This window comes from Gimesia fumaroli (assembly GCF_007754425.1).
GTDB lineage: Bacteria > Planctomycetota > Planctomycetia > Planctomycetales > Planctomycetaceae > Gimesia > Gimesia fumaroli.
In genome coordinates this window covers 946,990-968,529 of sequence record NZ_CP037452.1, presented here as the reverse complement: position 1 = coordinate 968,529, position 21,540 = coordinate 946,990, and the positions used below count along the sequence as shown (strand labels likewise).

Below are 21,540 nucleotides of genomic sequence, written 5' to 3'. Positions count from 1 at the left end.
GCCAATTAACCTACGGGGGAGTCGAAATCATAGAGTTCCCGCCGAGCGGAACGGGGTGCACTTCCCAAATTCGGAATGATAATATCACTATCATCCAGATTCTGATAACCGCGCGGTTTACTCTCTAAGAGACAAAAACGCTCGAATTCATCGATATGAATGGTTTCCTGATTGATGGCCTCGGCCAATTTTTGATCAGACGTGTTCATAATCAACTCCCCCCTCATTCCTCATGTGAAACATGATCGCCTCACAATTCGCATCCCGCATTTTATCGATCTTTTCCACAAAATCCTACAAAATTCTGACTGGTCACCTCATTTTTTGTGGCTAAAACGCCTCAAAAGCATGATATCAAAGAACATATGACGACGTATCGAACTGCCCGAATACCCACATTTGAATCGAACCTTTCCTGATTCTCAACGGTCCAACTGGCGGGCATTGACCATCTGCACCGGGAATTCAATAATGGTCAAAGCAAACTCTATTTTGATTTACAGTTACTTTATTTGAGCCAATTATGACAACCAGCTTATCGAACGTGCCTGATTCTGCAGGTCGCTTTGGGGAATTTGGACGCCGCTTTGTCCCGGAAACATTGATGCATGCCTTGGAAGAACTGACCCAGGAATATGAGAAAGCCAAACAGGATCCCAGCTTCCAGGCCGAACTGGATGACCTGTTAAAAAACTATGTCGGTCGACCGAATCCATTGTATTTTGCAGAACGCCTGACTGAACATTGCGGCGGCGCCAAAATTTATCTGAAACGAGAAGACCTCAATCATACGGGAGCCCACAAGATCAATAACACCATCGGTCAAGCCCTGTTAACCATGAGGATGGGCAAAAAACGAGTGATCGCAGAAACTGGTGCCGGCCAGCACGGCGTCGCCTCTGCAGTCGCATGTGCCCGCTTTGGCCTTGAATGTATTGTCTATATGGGTGAAGAAGATATTCGCCGTCAGAAGCTCAATGTGTTTAATATGAAAATGATGGGCGCGGAAGTACGTGGCGTGACCAGCGGTTCTCAGACTTTACGCGATGCGGTGAACGAAGCGATGCGCGACTGGATGTCGAGCGTTGAAACAACACATTACATTATCGGCTCCGTCATCGGGCCTCACCCATTCCCAATGATGGTCCGCGATTTTCAATCTGTTATCGGTAAAGAGACCCGTGCTCAATGTCTCGAACAAACAGGGAAACTTCCAGATCAGGTCATCGCCTGCGTGGGAGGCGGCTCTAACTCCGCAGGAATGTTCTATCCATTTATTGATGATGAATCCGTGAAGCTGACGGGAGTAGAAGCCGGCGGAAGAGGCCCCGAGCCAGGCCAGCATGCCAGCACTCTCAGCTACGGTGCCAAAGGAGTTCTGCACGGGAGCTTTGGATATGTCCTGCAGGATGATGATGGTCAAACGTTAGACGTGCATTCGATTTCCGCAGGTCTGGACTATCCGGGCGTTGGCCCCGAACACAGTTACTGGAAAGATTCGGGCCGCGTCAATTACACGGCGATCACCGATGACGAAGCACTGGCAGGCTTCCAGACAATGGCAAAACTGGAAGGCATCATCCCTGCGATTGAATCGTCCCACGCCATCGCCCAGGCATTGAAAGTCGCCGGTGATGCCAACCCCGATGAAATCATTGTCGTCTGTTTATCAGGTCGAGGCGATAAAGACGTGAATGAAGTCGCCCGCCTCATTGGACGGGATATTTAATTTCAGACCACCCCGATCATCGTTTTCAGAACCATCTCTTCTCTTCTCATAACAGTATTGCAGTAAATCGTGACCACATTAATCTCTGATAAATTTGCGCAGTTAAAATCGGAAAACCGCATGGCCTTCATGCCTTTCATCACAGCCGGTGATCCCGATCTTGAAACCACAGTCGCCGTGCTGAAAGAACTGGCCCAGCGGGGTGTGGATCTGATTGAGGTAGGTTTCCCCTATAGTGATCCCATCGCAGATGGTCCGGTGATTCAAGAATCGTACACCCGTGCTTTAAATAACGGGTTCCATGTGCATGACCTGTTCGAAGCACTGAAAGCACTGTCGGAAGATTCTTCTGTCACTCTGCCGCCTTTGGTAGGCATGGTATCTTATGCGATTATCTTCCGGTACGGCGCTGAGAAATTTTTACAGGAAGCAGAAGCCGCCGGCTTTTCCGGATTGATTGTCCCTGACCTGCCCGGCGATGAAGCACCGGAATTCGCTGAGAAAACCAAAACGGCCAACCTCGATCTGGTCCAACTCGTTTCACCGTTAACGCCAGAAGATCGTACGAAACGCATTGTGCAAGCCGCCAGTGGATTTATCTACTGTATCTCGGTTGCCGGAACGACCGGAGTCCGCGATGAGCTTCCCGAGGAATTGACCGCGCATCTGAAATCATTGCGCAATCTGACAGATCTGCCGCTGGCCGTTGGCTTTGGAATCAGTCAACCCAAGCATGTCGACACCTTGCGCGGCAAAGCAGATGGCTTCATCATCGGTTCCGCCATCGTAAAACAATTCGCTGCATTTTCTGACCCCAGTCAAACCGTCAAAGATGTGATTACAGCGATCGGCGATTACGCGGCTGAAATGGTAGCAGCGACAAAGGGTTAACATCCTGCTCTGAAGTGTTCAGGATTTCTTTCGCGTGCCTGTCTGTTTGCGTAAAAAAGGATAAAACCAGACCCCATACGGCAGATAGTCAGGCACGATGAGTTTCTGCAAACGTTTCGGTTTTGCGAGTTCCCAGCCAAATTTTCCTTTTAGTAAGTTGGCAGGCACTCCTGCAGCGGCAGCATGTTGTTTGCTAACGGGAAATGAATCCACAATCTCCACCGTACCGATCAACACGCCGGTAGGAAGTTCTTCTACATTGATCTCTGCCTGCTCAGTAGCAAGTTCAGCATGAGACGTTTTTGCCAGCTTCTTCGATGCATAAACATAAATCGGGCCGCGAATGTTCGTCTGGCTGGAACGGATTTCGATTGTTTTAATACCACGCAAAATCAGTTCCGCCCAAGGCTGTCGGATTCCCAGTGCAGGCAGCCTTTTATCAGGATGCTTGATAGGTCTTGTCATCGCTGGCTCAAACTTCAAAAGATTGTTGATAGTGGGGAATAATGGGTTCCAAATCACACTCATCACGAATTAAAGCCGCCAGTGCTTCTGCCGATTCGGGTTCGCCATGCACCAGAAAGACCTGGCCAATATTTCCAAGTTTTGCTGACTGTGCATACCACCATTTGAAATCTTCCACATCGGCATGACCTGACAGTCCACTTAGTTGAACGACCTTGGCCTTCACCTTGTAATATCGATCAAAGATTTTCACCTTGGGATCCCGTTGCTGTAAACGTCTGCCTAATGTATTCGCCGCCTGGTATCCCATTAAAACAATTGTATTTTCAATATTGTCGATACCGTTTTTCAGATGGTGCCGCACACGACCGTTTTCGCACATTCCACTCCCAGCAATCACAACAAAGGCGCCTTTCCGCTTATTGAGGGCGATACTTTGTTCGCGTGTTGAAACATAGTCGAGTAATGCAAATCCGAAGGGGTCTTTGTCGGCTTCCATCATCGCCTGAACTTCGTCATCCATTTCATGAAGATGATGTCGAAAGACGGAAACCAGCCTTGTGGAAAGGGGACTGTCAACAAAAATGGGAATGTGTGGCAGACGTTTTTCGTTATACAGTTCATTCAAATAATAAATTATCTGTTGAGTCCGCCCCAAACTGAAGGCCGGTATTATCACACGTCCTTCAACACGATAGGCCTCATCAAGGATCTGATACAATTCCTCTTTGATATCCGATACCTTTTCATGCACGCGGTTTCCGTAGGTGCTTTCTGAAATTAAGACTTCGCAACCTTCAATCGTCTCTGGATCCCTGAGTAAAGGTAAATTCCGTCGTCCCAGGTCACCAGTAAAAACAAGGTGCCGCCATTCCCGTTGATCTTTGATTTTCATTTCAATAATGGCGGACCCCAGAATGTGCCCGGCATCCAGAAAACGCAATTTGACATCGTCTCCTAACTCATGCCATTCATGATAATCCAGACGCTCAAACAGTTTTGCCACCCCATCTACATCCTCTTCGGAATACAGGGGTTCAATCGGCGGATGCTTCTCTTTTAATTTTCTCGCGAGATACTTGGCGTCTTCAGCCTGTATCCGGGCACTATCTTTCAACATGATCTCAGCGATATCCGCCGTCGCAGACGTACAAAAGATCGGTCCGCGAAAACCTTTGCTAAAAAGTCGTGGCAGGTTGCCACAATGGTCCATGTGCCCATGCGATAAAAAGACAGCATCGATCGAATCCGGCGGATAAGCAAACCAGCTGTTTTTTAAATACGATTCTTGGCGGTGCCCCTGAAATAATCCACAGTCCAGCAATATCCGTCGTGAATCAGTCTCAATCAAATGCTGGCTACCGGTTACTTCGCCAGCGGCTCCGAGAAAGGATATTTTCATCTAAAGTTTCATTTCCAGACATAAAAAGAAACGGGAGAACTCTTACAGAAATGGTAATCGCGCACTATCAAAGCAGGCATCAGTTTGAAGAAGTTGATTAAACGATGATTTCCTGCTCATTCTGGGAGGTGGTACCCGTCCGTTCGGAGATGCTGTAGGAATCCTGATGCCGACCTGTATAGGCGACAATGAGCTCAGCCAGCAAACCCAGACTGATCGCCTGTCCCCCCAGAATTGTCGCTGCCACAGAATAGGCCAGCAAGGGACGGTTTCCAATCGGCCCCAGTTCCAGACCAAAGGCATTCGTCAACACCCAGAGAAATCCGAGGTACCCCAATCCTAAGAAGCCTAAGAAGAGACAGCTCAAACCAATAGCTCCCAGCATATGTTGAGGGCGCTGTCCATAACCTGTTAAAAACCGAACCGTTAACAGGTCTAAAAATCCTCTCAAAAATCGACGCACACCATATTTGGAATAGCCGTGCTGGCGTTCCCGGTGATGGATAGGAATTTCGGTGACTTTAAAACCTCGCGCATCTGCGAGAACCGGGATAAAGCGATGTAATTCGCCATAGATGCGAATCTCAGCGGCGACATCCTTACGAAACAATTTCAAGCCACAGTTATGATCGTGCAGTTTCAGCCCGGTCAGTTTGGCGATCATCCAGTTGAATACCTTACTCGGATAAACCTTATGCCAGGGATCAAGCCGGCGTTCTTTCCAACCGTTGACAACATCATAGCCTTCGTTCAGTTTTTCCAGAAAGCGGGGAATTTCTTTGGGGTCATCCTGCAGGTCTGCATCCATCATCATAATCACAGATCCCCGTGCTGCTCGCATGCCTGCCGTCAGTGCAGCTGCTTTGGCAAAATTTCGGCGAAAACGGATTCCTGAAACTCGCTCATCCTTAGCAGCCAGACCGGAAATAATCTCCCAGGAAGTGTCAGTCGAACCATCGTCGATAAAGATCACTTCCAGATCGAGATCATGAGCCTGACTCGTATCACAGATTTCCTGATACAGTTGTGGCAAACTTTCGGATTCATTTAATACAGGAATCATAATAGAGAGCACGGCGAAGACCTTTCTCGCAGCGGGAAAAACGATAGCTGAGTCAGTTTGTATCAGAAGGCAGTGTCTCTTGTGTCGAAATAGTATCCATGTCCGTCCGGCTCCTGATACCATAGTATAAAACAAAGGCCGCCAGAATTTCACTAGCAAAAGAAACGATTCGGATCAATAACGCAGCAACAAAGGCATTCACCGGCCCAATTGCGGGTGAGCCGGCAAGAATTGCCGCAATCAGCCCTTCTCGTACCCCCAACCCAGCGGGTGCAAACAATGCAGCAAAGCCTAGCGAGAAGGCGGCTGAAATCGCGGCTGTCCAGAGAGGCCATTCGTGCCAGTTCGGCCCTGAGTTTCCCAGAGAAGTAAGAATGAGCCCTAAACTTAAACCGTGCAAAATCCAGCTGATCAAAAACACAAAGACGCCCACATAAAGTAAACGAATCGAAATCGAAGGCCGCGGTTCTGCTGCAGACGCTTCGACCTCGGACTTTGTAATTTTTTTTGAAACCAGATTCAGAAGCCGTGAAACTAAAGGCAAAGAGACAAATAAGACAAACAAAAACAAAATCGGAACCAGCAGTGGCCGGGCTTGAATCGACTGAATCCAGGCTGGCCATTCGGCTAGCTGATCGGAATTAAACACATGAGGCACTAATGCTAGAAACACGACTAAGCCCACTCCCATAACTGCCAGTGTCTCATAAGCGGCCGTCAAAGCAGACACGGAAACGCGCACGCCAAACTCTTTTAACAAAGTCGCTCGAATCAATAAAACGGAAACTTTCCCCGGAATATATTTCCCCAGGTGGCCCCCATAATAGGCGCGGGCAGTGGGCCAGAAAGCGACTTGTTCACCTGAGGTAATCATCAATCGCTGCCAGAACCAGACTGACGGCAACCAGGCTACAAAGTTGCAACACCCCGCCAGGACCAGCCAGACTGGCTTGATCTGAATTTCAGCCAGCGAATCACTCTGCTCCTGATAGAGTTGATAGCCTTGCTGCCCCACAAAATAGAGGACCAAAGCCAGCAACCCCCATTTGATCAACTTCCAGACTCGAGCCGAGACAGATTTCGAAACGGGTATGGCTTTTGTGTCAGACATAAACAGAATCTGTCTCGTAAGAAAAAATGCGAGTGGCGTAACTAACTGACACTACTTTTCCCAGCTTCCGCTTGAGTTACAGAAAATAATTCTTTGACCGATGCGCGTCGCAAAACCAAAATCGTATAAATCCCAAGAATCGTACCGATAGGAAATATCAGACATTCCAGCACTGCAATGATGAGGCAATATTGATAATTTTCATATCGCGCCAGAGATTGTCCTGTCAGAATAATACAGAATAAAACCACAACTCCGAGTAAAAAAAGAATAAAACCGAAGCCAAGCAATAAACCTACTTGCACCTCTGGATTTGATTCTTCAAGCACCTTTTGATAATCACGTACCATGACGGAGGTGACTTTATAAAAATAAAACGATACAAACAGATTCAGAATTCCGTAAATGATCTGTAACTTTGAAAGTATCTGCAAGTGTCGTTTATCTCGTTCCATAACCATAACCTATTCGCTGTATTCTACTAATTGATTTGAAACTCAATAATTTAGTTCGTTCCAGTTCAGGGAACGGTTTCAGTTTCAGCAACGGGAATCGGCTGAGTTTCACCCGATTCGCGGAATGCCCCCGTCTTCAGAAAACGCATCGTATATGCAATCGTCTCAGAATCACTCATCATAAAAGAGTGTAATACCGGTAACAAAATATAGTCAGCTGCCCCCGGCAAACGTGTGCTGTTCACGCCTACTGTTCCATCATTATCACCACGAATCAGCGGATTATATCCCTTCAAGGCATTCCGCCCGCCCGCTACAATTCCGAAGGGAAAGGGGGGCGTTGGCAGCTTGGCAATAAAATCACTATTGGCTTCGGTCACCAACTGCTGACCGGCGGGACCAAAGATGACTTTAAATAACAGATTCGAGCGAAACCGATCTGCCATATCTGCGCCTCGGTTCGGCACTCCCAGCATGACCATCCGCTTGATTCGGGAATCAACATCTGGCTGCTGTGACAGCCAGGAACGAACTACCAGTCCTCCCATACTGTGTACCACTAGATCGATTTCTTCAACGCCTTCCAAAGACTCAATCACCTGCGCCAAATAATTTGCATTCTCAGGAATTGTGACCTGCGTACTGGGATAATCAAAAGGGACCACCATCCGCCCTGATTGTCGGCAGGCTGCTTTCAATTTTTCAAATGATTTGGATGAGCGTATGATGCCGTGAATCAATATGACAGCTTTTCCCTGCATCGGCTTCAACTGATTTGCCTCTTTAATTTCTTCCAGCCGTGCCTGACATGCTTCTAAAGTTCCGCTCGCATGGCGCTGGTCTCCCGCATCCAGCAGGCGATAATGTTTACTGATCACATTCTGCTGAATTTTCCAGCCTTGAAAAAACTGCACATCACCCCAAAACTGACGACCGCCCAATGTTTTCATAGTAAGTATTTTCCTTTGAATCTCCTCGATTTTCCTCTTAGCAGCCGATTCTTGAGCCTCTTCTGCCCCACACTGTACAGGGAACAAGCCCGACAAAATGATTCCCGTCCAGATCGCCAGAACGCGTTCTACCATAATAATGCGGTCCGATAGCGAAATATGCTCGAGCCAACAGCTCTTGGATACTCGGTAAAAAACGATTCCCAGTCAAAACGCGACTCATTTCACGTCTTCCAAGGTATCGGCAGGGGACTCTTATCAAGTAAAATCCTACAGGGCATTGTATCGATTCATCGAATATATAGAATGGCTTTATACAGAAGTCTTCTATTTTTTATGATGGCCCCGCCGATCGACGATGAATTATGATCCGGCACAGGAACGCCAATCACTTTGAATACCAGAAATTCCGCAAGAAGGATCGTTTTTAGTATGGATCAGCAAAATACGTTAGCCGACAACCCTTTACTGGTTTCTGAGGGCCTTCCTCGTTTTGATTGCATCGAACCTCAGCACATTGAACCTGCCGTCAAGTCACTGCTGGAGCAATCAACTTCCGGACTGGAAAAAATTGAAAAACAGGCAGAGCCGTCTTGGGAAGGTCTGATGCAGCCCTTGGAAGAATTAGACTATCCCTGGGAACGATCATGGGGGTCGATCGGACATTTGCTGGGTGTAAAAAATACTCCCGAACTGCGCGAAGCTTATGAAAGCGTGCTTCCGGAAGTGGTTGCTTTCTCATTGCGTGTGAAACAAAGCAAGCCCATCTACGAAGCCTTGAAAAGTCTGCGCGACAGCAATAAGTGGAATGAACTCAATGACGCGCAACGCCGGATTATTGACAAACGGATTCTGTCAGCAGAGCTCGCCGGCATCGGCCTCGAAGGAGAACAACTCACACGGTTTAATGAAATCGCAACAGAACTGTCTCGTCTGGCAACCAAGTTCTCAAACAATGTTCTGGACGCGACAAAAGCCTTTTCGCTGATTATCACGGACCCAGATGTCGTAGAAGGGTTTCCCGACAGTCTCAAACAATTGACGGCCCAATCCTATAACAGTTGGGATGACAAAGAAGCCGACACCGAAGCAACTCCTGAACAGGGGCCTTGGAGAATCAGTTTGGATTTCCCCTGCTTCGGTCCATTCATGCAGCACTGTCGAAAGCGAGACCTGCGCGAAAAAGTATATCGGGCTTTTATCACGCGCGCCTCGGAAGGAGACGTTGATAATACCCCCTTGATCCCACAGATCCTGAAACTGCGTAAAGAAAAAGCACAACTCCTCGGTTATCAAAGTTTTGCCGAAGTAAGTCTGGCAGAGAAAATGGCTCCCAGCATTGATGCGGTTCTGGAAATGGAAGAACGACTGCGTACGGCATCATGGGATGCAGGCCAGCAGGATTTAAAAGAGCTACAAGAATTTGCCGCGGAACAGGGCGAAACGGAACCGATCATCCAATGGGATTTTGCCTTCTGGTCAGAACGACTGCGCGAGCAGCGTTTCAGCTATACAGATGAAGAATTACGCCCCTACTTCTCACTGGAAAAAGTTCTGGATGGCTTATTCGAGTTAGTAAATCGAATCTTTGGAATTACGGTCACCGCTGTAGCGGAAGAAGTCCCTGTCTGGAATAAAGATGTCCGCTATTTCAATATTGCCAGTGAAACGGGCGAAACAATAGCCGGATTTTATCTCGATCCTTATGCACGTCCCGCCGACAAACGCGGAGGCGCCTGGATGGACGATTGCCTCGGCCGCAAAATCGTTGCAGGCAACGTACAAATTCCCGTTGCTCATCTGGTCTGTAATTCGACACCTCCCGTGGGAGACAAGCCGTCCCTGATGACGTTCCGCGAAGTCGAAACGCTGTTTCACGAATTCGGACATGGCCTGCAGCACATGCTGACGACGATCAATGAAGCAGATGCTGCCGGCATTAATGGTGTGGAGTGGGATGCTGTCGAACTAGCCAGCCAGTTTATGGAAAACTGGTGTTATCATAAGCCCACGCTCCTGGGTATGGCCAAACATTTCGAAACCGGGGAAACATTGCCTGACGAATTATTTGAGAAAATTAAATCCGCACGCAACTACCAGGCGGGCACACAGATGCTCCGTCAAATCCAATTTGGTGTCGTCGATTTGAAACTGCATAGTGAGTTTGATCCGAATGGTTCTCAAACCGTCTTCGATGTCCAGCGCGAAGTGAGCCAGACGACTTCAATCCTGCCGATGCTGCCGGAAGATCGTTTTCTGTGTTCTTTCCAGCACATTTTTGCCGGAGGATATGCAGCCGGCTACTTCAGTTATAAATGGGCGGAAGTGCTCAGTGCCGATGCATTCAGTGCCTTTGAAGAAGCAGGCCTCGACAATGAACAGGCTGTGGCAGAAACAGGCAGACGGTTCCGTGACACCATTCTTGCCAAGGGTGGCAGTTGCCATCCAATGGATCTCTTCAAAGAGTTCCGCGGCCGTGAACCCAGCCCTGAACCACTTTTACGCCATACAGGTCTGCTATAAAACAGCCTGGTTCTTTCGTTGCAGATCTGGTTCTCCTGGGTCCGTTTTCCCACTCTGGAAATGGTGCATAGAGTTTGCCTGCGCTACAAATTTAAGCCCAAACACTTGGAAGTGTATTCAGATGTTCGGTTTGGATACACAACGACAACCGCGGAATTCTTAATAGAATCTGTCGATACATCGAGAGAAATCTCCGGTTGGAGGGCCTCCGCTAAAATGCTTGCAGGAAATAAGTTCGACTGATATGATCCGGCCGGCTTCGCAGCATCGTATACCTGCATTAATGACTTAAACAAGGACGGCACTTAGATGGCAAATCAGCTTGAGCAGGCAATTAAAGATAAAACTGCAATCATTGGTATTATCGGCTTGGGATATGTAGGACTCCCCCTGATTGATGCCTTTGTGAACAGCGGCTTCAAAACGATGGGATTCGATGTTGATCAAAATAAGGTCGATCAACTTCAGGCCGGCAAAAGCTATATCCAACATATCCCTTCCAAAACAGTTTCCGACTGGCTGGAAAAGAAACAGTTTGAATCGACCACAGATTTATCACGCATGAGCGAAGCAGATGCTCTGCTGATCTGCGTACCGACCCCGCTGACAACGAGCCGCGACCCTGACCTCGCCTATGTCGAAAATACAGCGAAAGCGATTGCCGAGTCATTACGCCCCGGTCAACTCGTCGTACTAGAGAGCACAACTTATCCGACAACAACACGCGATGTCCTGTTGCCGATTCTCGATGCCAAAGGCCTTAAAATCGGCGAGGACTATTATCTCGCCTACAGCCCGGAACGTGAAGATCCCGGCAACCCGGATTTTTCTGCAGCAGGGATTCCCAAAGTCGTCGGCGGGATGGAAGAAAACAGCCTGCGAATCGCCGCTGCCTTGTATGAACATGCCGTGGTCAATGTGATTCCGGTTTCTTCACCGGAAGTGGCTGAAGCCTGTAAGATTCTGGAGAATACGTACCGCGCGGTCAATATCGCGATGGTCAATGAACTTAAAACATTATTTGATCGCATGGGCATTGATGTCTGGGAAGTCATCGATGCAGCGAAAACCAAACCCTTCGGTTTTCAGGCCTTCTACCCTGGCCCGGGACTGGGGGGGCACTGTATTCCCATCGACCCGTTCTACCTGAGCTGGCTGGCACGCAAAGAAGGCCTCACCACGCGATTCATCGAGTTAGCGGGGGAAGTCAATACCCGTATGCCGCGTTATGTGATTGACCGATTGGCCGAGTTTCTGAATCAGCAGGGAAAGCCTCTCAAAGGAAGTAAAATCTGCATGCTGGGCGTTGCCTACAAAAAAGATGTCGACGACCCCCGCGAAAGCCCATCGTTCCACCTGTTAGACCTGCTACTCGAACGTGGCGTGGACTTCACTTACAACGATCCTCATATTCCAAGTTTGCCCAAGATGCGTCATCACAATGTACCGGCTATGGAAAGTCAGGAATTAACTCCCGAATTTCTGGCAGCTCAGGATTGTGTGCTCATCGCCACAGATCATAGTGCCTATGACTATGACTTTATCGTCAAACATTCAGGCATGATTCTAGATACACGTAACGCCACGAAGAATGTGACAGAAGGTCGCGAGAAAATCTATAAAGCATAGCCAGAGACTGAATCACAACAGCCCGGTTGATAACCAACCGGGCTGTTTTTGTTTGGCCGACACATTCCTCGACTCAAGTAATAATCTGTTCCAAAGCCTGTTGCTGCTGTGCAAACTGCTCATCGGTCAAGATGGGTGTCAGATTGCTGGTTGAATATTCTTGCGATAATTCAACCCAACTTCGGCAACCGGCATAACGCGTTTCACTCTCTACTTCAAATGGTTGAGACAGTTGATAAGCGCGGACCAGCAACACAAATAAACCCGGGTTTTTATATTCAAACCGCTGTTGGATCGTTTCCTGATTCAAAACCTGAAGCGAATCCAACCGGGAAAGCACTGACGGATCTTTGATTTCTGCGACCTTTTCAACCACTGCATACAATGCCAGCATGATCTTTTCCGAAGCGGGCTCAATCGCAATCGGGGCTTGGAGTAAATCGCTAAATTCCGGCTGTAACTGCTCAGCCCCCTGATGAAAACGCGTCGAAAAAAGCCAGAACTCACGATGGTCAACACGGAAACCCTGTTGTCCTTCGTGAATGCCTCCCTTTCGTACCAGGACGGACTGTCTCCCCTGCCCTAACGCAGCGCAGACAGCCCCCCATTCTTTAAATGCGATTCGATTCTGTGCCAGCATATTTCTACCAGACAATTGAGAGCAGTTGTGTCATTATTTCTTTGAACGCGGATTCTGCATCCAATACAGATAACCGTCTTCGGCACCCACGATTAAATCACGAACGCCGTCCTTGTCCCAATCCACCGTACAAGGGCTGCTGGTATGGCCGGCCAGTTTTCGTGAACTGAGGGGTCCCTGATTTTTCAAGACGACTTTTCCATCAACGGTTTTTTCATTGCGATAGAAGTCAGCATTCATGCTATTCACGAGTAGATCCAAGCGTCCATCGCCATCCCAGTCGACGATATGCAGTTTATACCGCCCACTACCGCCGGCCCGTTTGGGATTCAGTTGAATCGGCTTGAGAGATTCATCCACAAAAATTCGCTGGCCCGGCTGCAACTTGAGTTCTTTGCCATCACGAACCCGCTCAAAAAAGGCAATATAACCTTCATGATCCAGCATCACCAAATCAGTTAGGCCATCCTGATTGAAATCGACGGCAACGGGAGTCGTTCTCCACTGAGTCACCAATTGATTGCCACGCGGATTCCACCAGTTCCAGGCAGGCTTGGGAACATTGCCCTTCCATTCCACGTCTACCGTCTGTGCAGGAGCCAGTTTGGGAGCTTTCCGTGTCCCAATATTTTCGTACCAGAGAATTTCTCCCCAGATTGAATTCACCAGTAAATCGGGCAATCCATCCTGATTCCAGTCTGCGACCGTCTGGGTTGTATATCCCCACTTCGCTTCACAGGGACCTTGAATCGAGCCGTTAGGACCTGCCTGAATTCGAATCGGTCGGCCGCCTGCTTCCAGATAACGAGGGGCAGCCAGTTGAGGGGAATTCGCGTTTCCATCCAGATTTTCAATCAAACCAATATAGCCTGCGGTATTCCCACAGATCAGATCTTCATCGCCGTCACCATCCCAGTCATAAGCGTAAGGCGTCGCCAGAGCACCAAACTTGACTCCCGCTGCCTTTTGCCGGAAATAACGTGGAGAGAGAAACTGAGGCAGCCCGCCCAACAGTTCTCCCGTATTCTCCATGAATGCGACACGTCCATCTTCATCCCCAATCACCAGATCGGTATCGCCATCCTGATCCCAGTCAATCGCAGTCGGCACGATCATCTGCAAATCCATCTGCAAAGGCTGACCATTATTCGCCAGACGGCGCCCAGACACATAACGAGGTTCGCTTCGGGTTCCTATATTCTCGAAGTATGTTAATTGATCCAGAAATTCTCCACACAACAAATCCAGATCACCATCATGATCAAAGTCGGCAAAGTTAGGAGAAGGCCAGCCAAACACTTCCAGAGGCTGATCTCCGACCTTAATCTTGACCGGTTTTTCATAATTGGGCTTTTCATCGGTACCAGAATTTTTCAGCACATACACCAAACCATGCAGCGGTCCGTTGGTCCACTGCCCCTGTTCGTTGTAGGCGTCGTCCCAGCCATAGTCACCCCAGTCGCCGACTCCTACAATCAAATCATGATCCTGATCGCCGTCGTAATCCACATAGTACCATTGATTCGCACGCACTTTTTTCCCATGCACATTTCGGTCAACGGGTAACGCAGTCAGTTTATCAAAACCCTGCTTTTGAAAATCAACCACTTCCCTCCCGGAAACTAAGACACGAGGTGTTCCATTGATCGATGAGAGACAGGTATTGTGATAGCCTTTTCCCAAGCGAACCCCCGGCTCAAAAACAGGCAGCTTCTGTTTACCATCGGATCGATTTTCGAAGAAATAGGTTCCATTGGAAGGCTTATCCGGGCAGGAAACCAACAGATCCAGATCACCATCGCCATCGTAATCCATCGGAAGCGGCCAAGCCCATAACCCGACCCCCAGATCAACTTCAAGATCTGGATTATGGTAGGTTAATTGCTCCAATTCTTCCGCGGGCAACGAGACCGTCAGAGTAAAAAACAAGAAGGCGAAACCGAGCTGATAACCAGTTCGAAATAGAGGACGAGCGACCATAATAGAATTTCCTAAAACGGAATGAGTAGTATCGTTCAAAAAGCAAAGACGTGCTATAATCTCAAAAATTTATGACTTCCTATATTTAACTCGAATACTCTGGAAGAGTCCAGTCGTTCAATTCCGTACAGATTCAATAAGTTGAAATATAATGAATTGGTTGCTTCTTTGTCGTTTATTGGGTCTTGTGGGAATGCTGGTCGGAGCCTCAATGGTCTTCAGTCTCCCCTGGGCATTTCCGATCTTTGGTGAAACCGCCGAATTCGAATCCGCGGGCTTCTGGGGCATTTGTGGTGCCATCGCCTGCAGTGTTGTCTCTGGCTCCATTCTATATCTCGTCGGTCGCAATGAACATGGCACCATCCTGCGAAAAGAAGCATTGGCAATTGTCGGACTGAGCTGGATCTATTCCGGAATTCTCGGCTGCCTGCCTTTTCTTTTTTCCGGGACCATGGTCACACCAAATATCCCAATGACCATTCCCGATGCCTTGTTCGAATCGATTTCGGGATTCACGACCACCGGGGCTTCCGTGCTGCGTGAACTGGAAGACCCAGCACTGGTTCCCCGTTCGGTTCTATTCTGGCGCAGTTTTACTCATTGCCTGGGAGGCATGGGAATCATCGTTTTGTTCGTCGCAATTCTGAGCCATCTGGGTGCGGGTGGAAAGGCGTTAATGAAACGCGAAGTCCCCGGTCCCACAAGTGAAGCTGTGCGACCGCGCGTGCGTGAATCGGCAATTGTCATGTGGACCATCTACGTCTCTTTTACACTCGTCCTGGCATTGATCCTCTGGTTGGAAGGCATGAGTGTGTTCGACGCATTCTGTCACAGCTTCGGCTCAATGGCAACCGGCGGTTTCAGCACGCACAATGCCAGTGTCGGCTACTTTAACAGTTCGCTAATTGAATTTACGATCGCCGCCTTTATGGTTGCTGCCGGCACCAACTTCTCGCTTTATTTTCTTTCACTCAAAAATATTCGCTCGCAGGACCGTTCCTGGAAACACTTCATCGCTCCACTGAGAAACGACATTGAGTTTCGTACCTACTTGATCATTCTAGGCTCCGCAATTCTGTTTCTGACCTACAACCTGATGCGAAACCAGATTTACGATAACCTGCCTGACGCACTGCGTTATGCCGGCTTCCAAGCCGTCTCGATCATGACTACTACCGGCTATGGAACCGGCGACTTCGATACCTGGAACGAATCTTCCAAAATGTTATTGCTGCTGTTGATGTTTGTCGGCGGCTGTGCCGGCTCGACAGCAGGTGGCATTAAAGTCATTCGATTCGTCCTCTTTGCGAAAATCATCTGGCTCGAAATCGAAAAATCATTCCGCCCGAATGTGGTTCGCCCTGTTCGACTCGGCGAGACCAATATCGAACAGAGCATACGAAACGATGTCACCGTTTATTTCAGTCTGGTCCTGGTAATTTTCATCTTCAGCAGCCTGTTACTGACGGCCATCGAGCCGAATACGGAATGGCAAAAGAATAAACCGGAGAAACTGATTGACTGTACCAGTGCCGTGGTCGCGACCCTGAATAATATCGGTCCGGGTGTCGGCGAATTGGGTCCCACAGAAAACTATGCTGACTTTACCCTGACAGGAAAAGTGATTTTGACCGTTCTGATGCTGTTAGGTCGACTGGAACTGTTTGCGATTCTCGTGCTGTTTGTTCCATCCTTCTGGAAAAACTACTGATCTAAAAAGAGCACGAATCTCTTTCAGACTCGTGCTCACTATCTCCATTGATTGTGATTTACTTTATCAAATCTTTTCAGGTTTTTGACCCGTCTTATACTTCTTTGGTCCCGTCCCGGAATTATTTGGTTCATATTCTCCAACGAAATCCGTCTTGGCTCCCTGGGTTGGAATTTGATCTTCCATCCCCAGTGCCCACAAAATTCCGTTCAGCGACAATTTTCGCACATTGGAATCTTTGAAATCAAAGGGATGTGCCGTTGTAGTAAAGAAGACACGCCCCTTGGTCCCGTCTTCTCCTTTGTATGTCTTCGTCCAGGCAACGGGATTGGTCATCGGAAATTTATCCAAGTTGCCTTTCATCTGGTGATTTGACTTTAGCGAATGCCCGATCAGAAGAGGCTTACTGTCACCCGCCAGCTTATGACCTTCACTGCCGCCATGCACGTGATACAACCAGGAGTAAGCTTTATACGGTTTCACGCCTCGCAGAATCGGATGCTCTTTGGCATCATCATCAATAGTGACTTCAGTCAAAAATTCGTGACCATCCCCAAAATGACCATGGTGTGTGATCCATCTTTGGCCCACGAGTTCAGCGATCTTTTCATTGTTCCAATCCTTGAAAGGGCTCTTCGGATCACGAAACAGAAATGCATGCGTTGCAGTTCGGAAACCAACAACCGGCTTTCCTGATTTGACATACTTTAAAAAATGCTGGAACTGCTCAGGTGGTAAATCCCGAAAACGAGTGAACAGCACCATCAGGTCTGCGTCATCGAGTGCTTCCAGACCACTGATTGATTTTTGGTTTCCTGGAGCAATATTGCCATCTTCATCGAGTGAATAACAGATCGTCACGTCGAATCCATAATCCCGCTTCAATATTTTTGCCAGCATCGGCATCGATTCTTCAGAACGATATTCGTCATCACCGGTTACAAATACGACGTGAGGCTTCTCACCAGCCTGCGTTTCTGTCACAAACATCGCCCCCAATAACAATGAGGAAAAACAGATCAAGAGATAAGACAACGGTTTCATGAATACTCCTGCCAACGCTGAGGGTTTTTCTATGTATGAAGCATGACGGTTCACTTCGATTCAACCTCTATCGTATCGAAACAGGGGACCCGAATTCAATTGTTGAATAGGAGAACTCTTGACCTTGCCCCATAGATTAGGCATGCTGGAATCATCAAAAATCTGTCAGATTTCAAAACACCTTCCAAATTGGCTCCTTTTATCGAGTTTCACAGCAACATGAAGAATGACACACTAAAGACATGTCTGATTGCCGGATTCCTCCTAGTGATCTTGTTTTCGCTCAAGACAAATCTGTTTGCCGATTCCGCTCTGAAAATCCCCGCCGTTTCAGACAAAAATGTCCATCTGCGAGGCAGTTATCAGAACAGTAGACAGAAATTTGAAAAAGAGAAGACCGGACATGTCGCGTTTCTGGGTGGTTCAATTACTGAAATGAATGGCTACCGTCCCATGGTCTGCCAATTCCTGGAAAAAACATTTCCGGAAACCAAATTCCAGTTCACGAATGCCGGGATTTCTTCCACCTGTTCGAATACAGGTGCCTTCCGTACCACTCGTGATGTCTTAAGCCAGGGTCCCGTTGATCTGTTTTTCGTCGAATTTGCTGTCAACGATGACCAGGACGCCGGCCATTCTGAAACAGCCGCCATTCGAGGCATGGAGGGCGTGATTGCACAAATTCGCAAACACAACCCTTGTGCCGACATTGTGATGGTTCACTTCGTGAATCCTTCCATGCTGGAAACGATTCAACAAAACAGGAAGCCGCTCTCCAGTTCCAGCCATGAACGTGTCGCCGAACACTATCAGATTTCAACCGTCGATCTCGCCAGTGAAGTCGCGAAGCTCATACAAGCCGATCAACTGACCTGGAAACAATTCGGGGGTACACACCCGGCCCCATTTGGAAACGCCATCTGTGCTGCCATGGTTGAAAAGCTGCTCACAAACGCCTGGCAGGAACAAGGATCGCGCAGCAAACACACGATACCCGAAAAACCTCTCGACCCTTACAGCTTTCGCAACGGAAGACTGATTGACATTAAGAATGCGAAACTGAATGCAGGTTGGACGATCGAAGTCCCCGATTGGGATTCCATCCCCGGAAGTAAACGGAGTCGCTTTACCAGCATTCCCATGCTGTGTGCCACAGAAGCCGGCGCAGAGCTGGAACTCGATTTTGAAGGAACTGCACTAGGCGTCTTTACCGTCGCTGGGCCTGATGCCGGAACCCTGGAAGTGAGCATTGATGGAAGCCCGTTTCAATCCTTTGACCTGTATCACAAATACAGCAAGGGTTTGCACTACCCGCGTTCAGTCGTCTTTAACAGCGAGTTAAAACCGGGCAAGCACCATGCGAAAATCCACTTGAGTGAGAAATCATCCGGAAAAGGGCATGCCGCGCGAATTATGTATTTTGCTGGTAACTGAGCACAACAAAGTTCGGCTTAAAAGAAATCCAGACGGACATCAAACAGTTTCTGTCGATCGCCCCGATTGCGAAAATCGTCCAGCATCGCTTTCATATCCGGACGCAAAAATTTATTAAACTTCTGTTTGCCGCCGATCCGCACAACCAGTCGTTTTTCATAGTCTACAATTTCAGGAGAAAGCCAAAGCGTGTTGATCTTACCTCCCGATCTGACGTAGATCACATTCCCCTCTTTCACACTGACATTGAGTGATACCGGCCTGACTCGAATGCGCTGATTTTTAACGACAACCGGCCGCATGATCTGCGGAGGAAGCTCTTCGGTACGTACCCAGTAAAACCGATTATCAATCGGACGCAGAATATTTTCTTCGATCTCTTTCGGATACTTGAGTCGCTGCTGCAGCTCCATCCAGTTAAACAGGTTATGAATTTCTTCGTAATAATGTTCATAACCCCGCCCTATATACTCGGCGTAAATCACATCGTGTCCATATCGCATCATCCGGTTGACAACCAGCGAATTATGATCCAGCGTATCGCGGTCGAGTTCGCCTCCCACGATATACCAGGGCAAATGTTTTGCATTCTGCCAGTAGTGCAGATTAAAAGCGCTGGTTTTTCCTGCAATGGGGATCACGCCGGCAAACAAACCTGGATGTGACATGCCGATATCAAAAGCCGCATCCGCCCCCGTACCATGTCCGGCAAGAAACACGCGATCGGAATCGACATTAAAACGCTTCCGGGCATCGCGAATAGATTGGATGACGGCATAGTGTGCCGTGATATTGTCTTCGTAATCCTTCTGATCTTTCTGAAGATACTCTGGTGAGATCACAATATAACCACGGCGCTGTGACTGACCAGGACCGTTTTTGTACTTCCCCCACCAACCCAGCTCAAATTGAGCTGTCTTGTGCGAAGGGTGCAGTGCAACGATCATCGGATAACTATGATGCGGATTATATTCAATCGGCAATAAGACCGAGTAAGAAACCGGGACTTCCGCACCGGGATTGGTCACCTGAATCGTAAAGGCATCATCATTCTTGCGTACGGGCGCATCCAGAATGGGTGGCAAAAGAGGGATCATCTGCTTGACCACTTCCGTCGAAACACCTTCCAGCTTTTGGAGCGTTTCAATCATGAAATCGCGTTCATGCTCATCTTCGTTGCGCAAATATTCCAGCACTTGTGCCCGTGCAGTCCACAAATTGAGTGCCGTATCCAAGTCGGTCACCACACGCGCGGATCCGACAATCCAACCTGAATAGGCAATCGCCAGTTTTTCTCGAGCAGACAGAGAATCATCGCTTTCCAGGTTCAGAAAGGCAGCTAATCGATCGATGGAATCAAAATTGAGCTGAGTGATGACCTCGCGGCGATAAGCCTGTAACAGATTCTTGGTCTTCTCATCCTTGATCTCAGCTTCGAGTTCTCCCAGGCGGAACTGTGCTTTCTCGATCTGTTCTTGCCGTTTATGATAATCTTCTTCGACTTCACGAAGCTGCCTTAGAATGGACTGGCTGACGTTATTCGTCGGAAATCTGGCAATCGCCTCCTGTGCCAATTGATGCTGACCGGCTTTGCGCCGCTGTTGAAGTTCATTGAGCAACTGCTGACTATGCAGCGTGCGTAAGTCTTTCACAAACACTGCAATTTTATCTTTGTACTCAGGAAAATCCTGTTCGATATCCGCAAATGCCTGGGCTGCGGGAAGATACAGGCCCGCTTGAATATAAAACCGAGCGATGGCGATCCGTTCATTCGGGTCTAGCGGATCAATGGCTTGTTTCAACATCGCCGCCAGAACTTCTTCTTTCACAGAGGTCGTTCGAATTCCCAGATCCCATTGATGCTTGAGGCCGGTCACTTTCAAATACCGAGGAGTGATCTCGGTGACTCCCTGCAGTAATGCCAGATTCCCTTTATTCGTACTGAGAGTCACTGTTCGTCGTCCGAACTTGTCAAAATCGGTCACATCAATGAATGAGCCGACGGTTTTTAACATCTGTCCGCGACCGGTCACCTGCTGTTTGAGTGGGAATATCTCCTGCTCGGATAAAAATTCCTGGTTCAGATTGAATCGCTCCACATTCCTGCGAGAAACGAAATAGCGAATCATCCCGTTATCGACCAGGATTATCGGTGCCCCTGTGAACGTGCGCGATGACTCGCGCGGATCAACAATGTCACCCTCAATCCTGGCAGCTAACTTATCCGTGAGGCCAAGAATCGGTGCCAGATCACCGCGGATGATGGTGCCATGCTTCAGCTCCACTTCCCCGGCTTGGACTGCCCCTATAGGTACGAACCCAAGTCCGATCAAGAGCAGGAAAACCAGTGCGGCGAGACTCGCTCTTCTCAGACTCAAAGTAGCACAATAAAAACAGTTAACGGATTCAGGAAATAATCGTACAGTCATACAGAATTCATCGACATACCGACAGTCAGAATTTGAGAAATAGTAAGCCCCTGTGATTTACCTACGCATCCCGAATCCGTTCAT

The 21,540-nt window shown here is 48.4% G+C and carries 17 protein-coding genes; 6 read left to right on the top strand and 11 right to left on the bottom strand.

Going from position 1 to position 21,540, the window contains the following annotated elements; all coding sequences use genetic code 11:
• Positions 1-5: 5 nt before the first annotated feature.
• On the bottom strand, positions 6-209 hold the full coding sequence (locus Enr17x_RS03805; protein WP_145306021.1) for a hypothetical protein: 204 nt from the start codon (positions 207-209) through the stop codon (positions 6-8).
• A 314-nt stretch (positions 210-523) separates the two neighbouring features.
• On the opposite strand from Enr17x_RS03805, the gene trpB reads away from it, so the two are divergent.
• A complete protein-coding gene (gene trpB, locus Enr17x_RS03800; RefSeq protein ID WP_145306019.1) occupies positions 524-1,729 on the top strand; it encodes a tryptophan synthase subunit beta in 1,206 nt (401 codons plus the stop codon).
• A 69-nt stretch (positions 1,730-1,798) separates the two neighbouring features.
• A complete protein-coding gene (gene trpA / locus Enr17x_RS03795) occupies positions 1,799-2,620 on the top strand; it encodes a tryptophan synthase subunit alpha (protein ID WP_145306017.1) in 822 nt (273 codons plus the stop codon).
• Between the two features lie 18 nt (positions 2,621-2,638).
• Here the strand turns inward: trpA and Enr17x_RS03790 are convergent, their stop codons facing one another.
• The 6 genes from Enr17x_RS03790 to Enr17x_RS03765 form a co-directional block, all read right to left on the bottom strand.
• Positions 2,639-3,085 (bottom strand): ASCH domain-containing protein, encoded by a 447-nt coding sequence (locus Enr17x_RS03790; protein ID WP_198000953.1) that lies wholly within the window; start codon positions 3,083-3,085, stop codon positions 2,639-2,641.
• Between the two features lie 7 nt (positions 3,086-3,092).
• Positions 3,093-4,487 carry an MBL fold metallo-hydrolase RNA specificity domain-containing protein gene (locus tag Enr17x_RS03785; RefSeq protein ID WP_145306013.1) on the bottom strand — a complete coding sequence of 465 codons (1,395 nt, stop codon included), beginning with the start codon at positions 4,485-4,487 and terminating at the stop codon, positions 3,093-3,095.
• A 97-nt stretch (positions 4,488-4,584) separates the two neighbouring features.
• Positions 4,585-5,550 carry a glycosyltransferase family 2 protein gene (locus tag Enr17x_RS03780; RefSeq protein ID WP_198001174.1) on the bottom strand — a complete coding sequence of 322 codons (966 nt, stop codon included), beginning with the start codon at positions 5,548-5,550 and terminating at the stop codon, positions 4,585-4,587.
• Positions 5,551-5,602: 52 nt separating this feature from the next.
• Positions 5,603-6,661 carry a lysylphosphatidylglycerol synthase transmembrane domain-containing protein gene (locus Enr17x_RS03775; RefSeq protein ID WP_145306009.1) on the bottom strand — a complete coding sequence of 353 codons (1,059 nt, stop codon included), beginning with the start codon at positions 6,659-6,661 and terminating at the stop codon, positions 5,603-5,605.
• A gap of 41 nt (positions 6,662-6,702) precedes the next feature.
• Positions 6,703-7,116: a hypothetical protein gene (locus Enr17x_RS03770; RefSeq protein WP_145306007.1), complete on the bottom strand. Its 414-nt coding sequence runs from the start codon at positions 7,114-7,116 to the stop codon at positions 6,703-6,705.
• 65 nt (positions 7,117-7,181) lie between these two features.
• A complete protein-coding gene (locus tag Enr17x_RS03765) occupies positions 7,182-8,066 on the bottom strand; it encodes an alpha/beta fold hydrolase (RefSeq protein ID WP_232100940.1) in 885 nt (294 codons plus the stop codon).
• A 432-nt stretch (positions 8,067-8,498) separates the two neighbouring features.
• Here Enr17x_RS03765 and Enr17x_RS03760 point away from each other — a divergent pair, with 432 nt between their 5' ends.
• Both Enr17x_RS03760 and Enr17x_RS03755 read left to right on the top strand, forming a co-directional pair.
• Complete coding sequence (locus Enr17x_RS03760; RefSeq protein WP_145306003.1) at positions 8,499-10,589, top strand: M3 family metallopeptidase; 2,091 nt, start codon at positions 8,499-8,501, stop codon at positions 10,587-10,589.
• 309 nt (positions 10,590-10,898) lie between these two features.
• On the top strand, positions 10,899-12,218 hold the full coding sequence (locus Enr17x_RS03755) for a nucleotide sugar dehydrogenase (RefSeq protein ID WP_145306001.1): 1,320 nt from the start codon (positions 10,899-10,901) through the stop codon (positions 12,216-12,218).
• Positions 12,219-12,291: 73 nt separating this feature from the next.
• Here Enr17x_RS03755 and Enr17x_RS03750 read toward each other — a convergent pair whose 3' ends face one another.
• Both Enr17x_RS03750 and Enr17x_RS03745 read right to left on the bottom strand, forming a co-directional pair.
• Positions 12,292-12,858, bottom strand: coding sequence for a DUF1802 family protein (locus tag Enr17x_RS03750; protein ID WP_145305999.1), 567 nt, complete (start codon positions 12,856-12,858; stop codon positions 12,292-12,294).
• Between the two features lie 33 nt (positions 12,859-12,891).
• On the bottom strand, positions 12,892-14,838 hold the full coding sequence (locus Enr17x_RS03745) for an FG-GAP repeat domain-containing protein (RefSeq protein ID WP_145305997.1): 1,947 nt from the start codon (positions 14,836-14,838) through the stop codon (positions 12,892-12,894).
• Positions 14,839-14,989: 151 nt separating this feature from the next.
• Here Enr17x_RS03745 and Enr17x_RS03740 point away from each other — a divergent pair, with 151 nt between their 5' ends.
• Complete coding sequence (locus tag Enr17x_RS03740; protein WP_145305995.1) at positions 14,990-16,549, top strand: TrkH family potassium uptake protein; 1,560 nt, start codon at positions 14,990-14,992, stop codon at positions 16,547-16,549.
• Positions 16,550-16,615: 66 nt separating this feature from the next.
• Here Enr17x_RS03740 and Enr17x_RS03735 read toward each other — a convergent pair whose 3' ends face one another.
• Positions 16,616-17,593 (bottom strand): ThuA domain-containing protein, encoded by a 978-nt coding sequence (locus tag Enr17x_RS03735; protein WP_145305993.1) that lies wholly within the window; start codon positions 17,591-17,593, stop codon positions 16,616-16,618.
• Positions 17,594-17,860: 267 nt separating this feature from the next.
• Here Enr17x_RS03735 and Enr17x_RS03730 point away from each other — a divergent pair, with 267 nt between their 5' ends.
• A complete protein-coding gene (locus tag Enr17x_RS03730; RefSeq protein ID WP_232100939.1) occupies positions 17,861-19,027 on the top strand; it encodes an SGNH/GDSL hydrolase family protein in 1,167 nt (388 codons plus the stop codon).
• 17 nt (positions 19,028-19,044) lie between these two features.
• Here Enr17x_RS03730 and Enr17x_RS03725 read toward each other — a convergent pair whose 3' ends face one another.
• Entirely contained in the window at positions 19,045-21,456 is a 2,412-nt protein-coding gene (locus Enr17x_RS03725; RefSeq protein WP_145305989.1) for a carboxylesterase family protein, read from the bottom strand.
• Between the last annotated feature and the right edge of the window lie 84 nt (positions 21,457-21,540).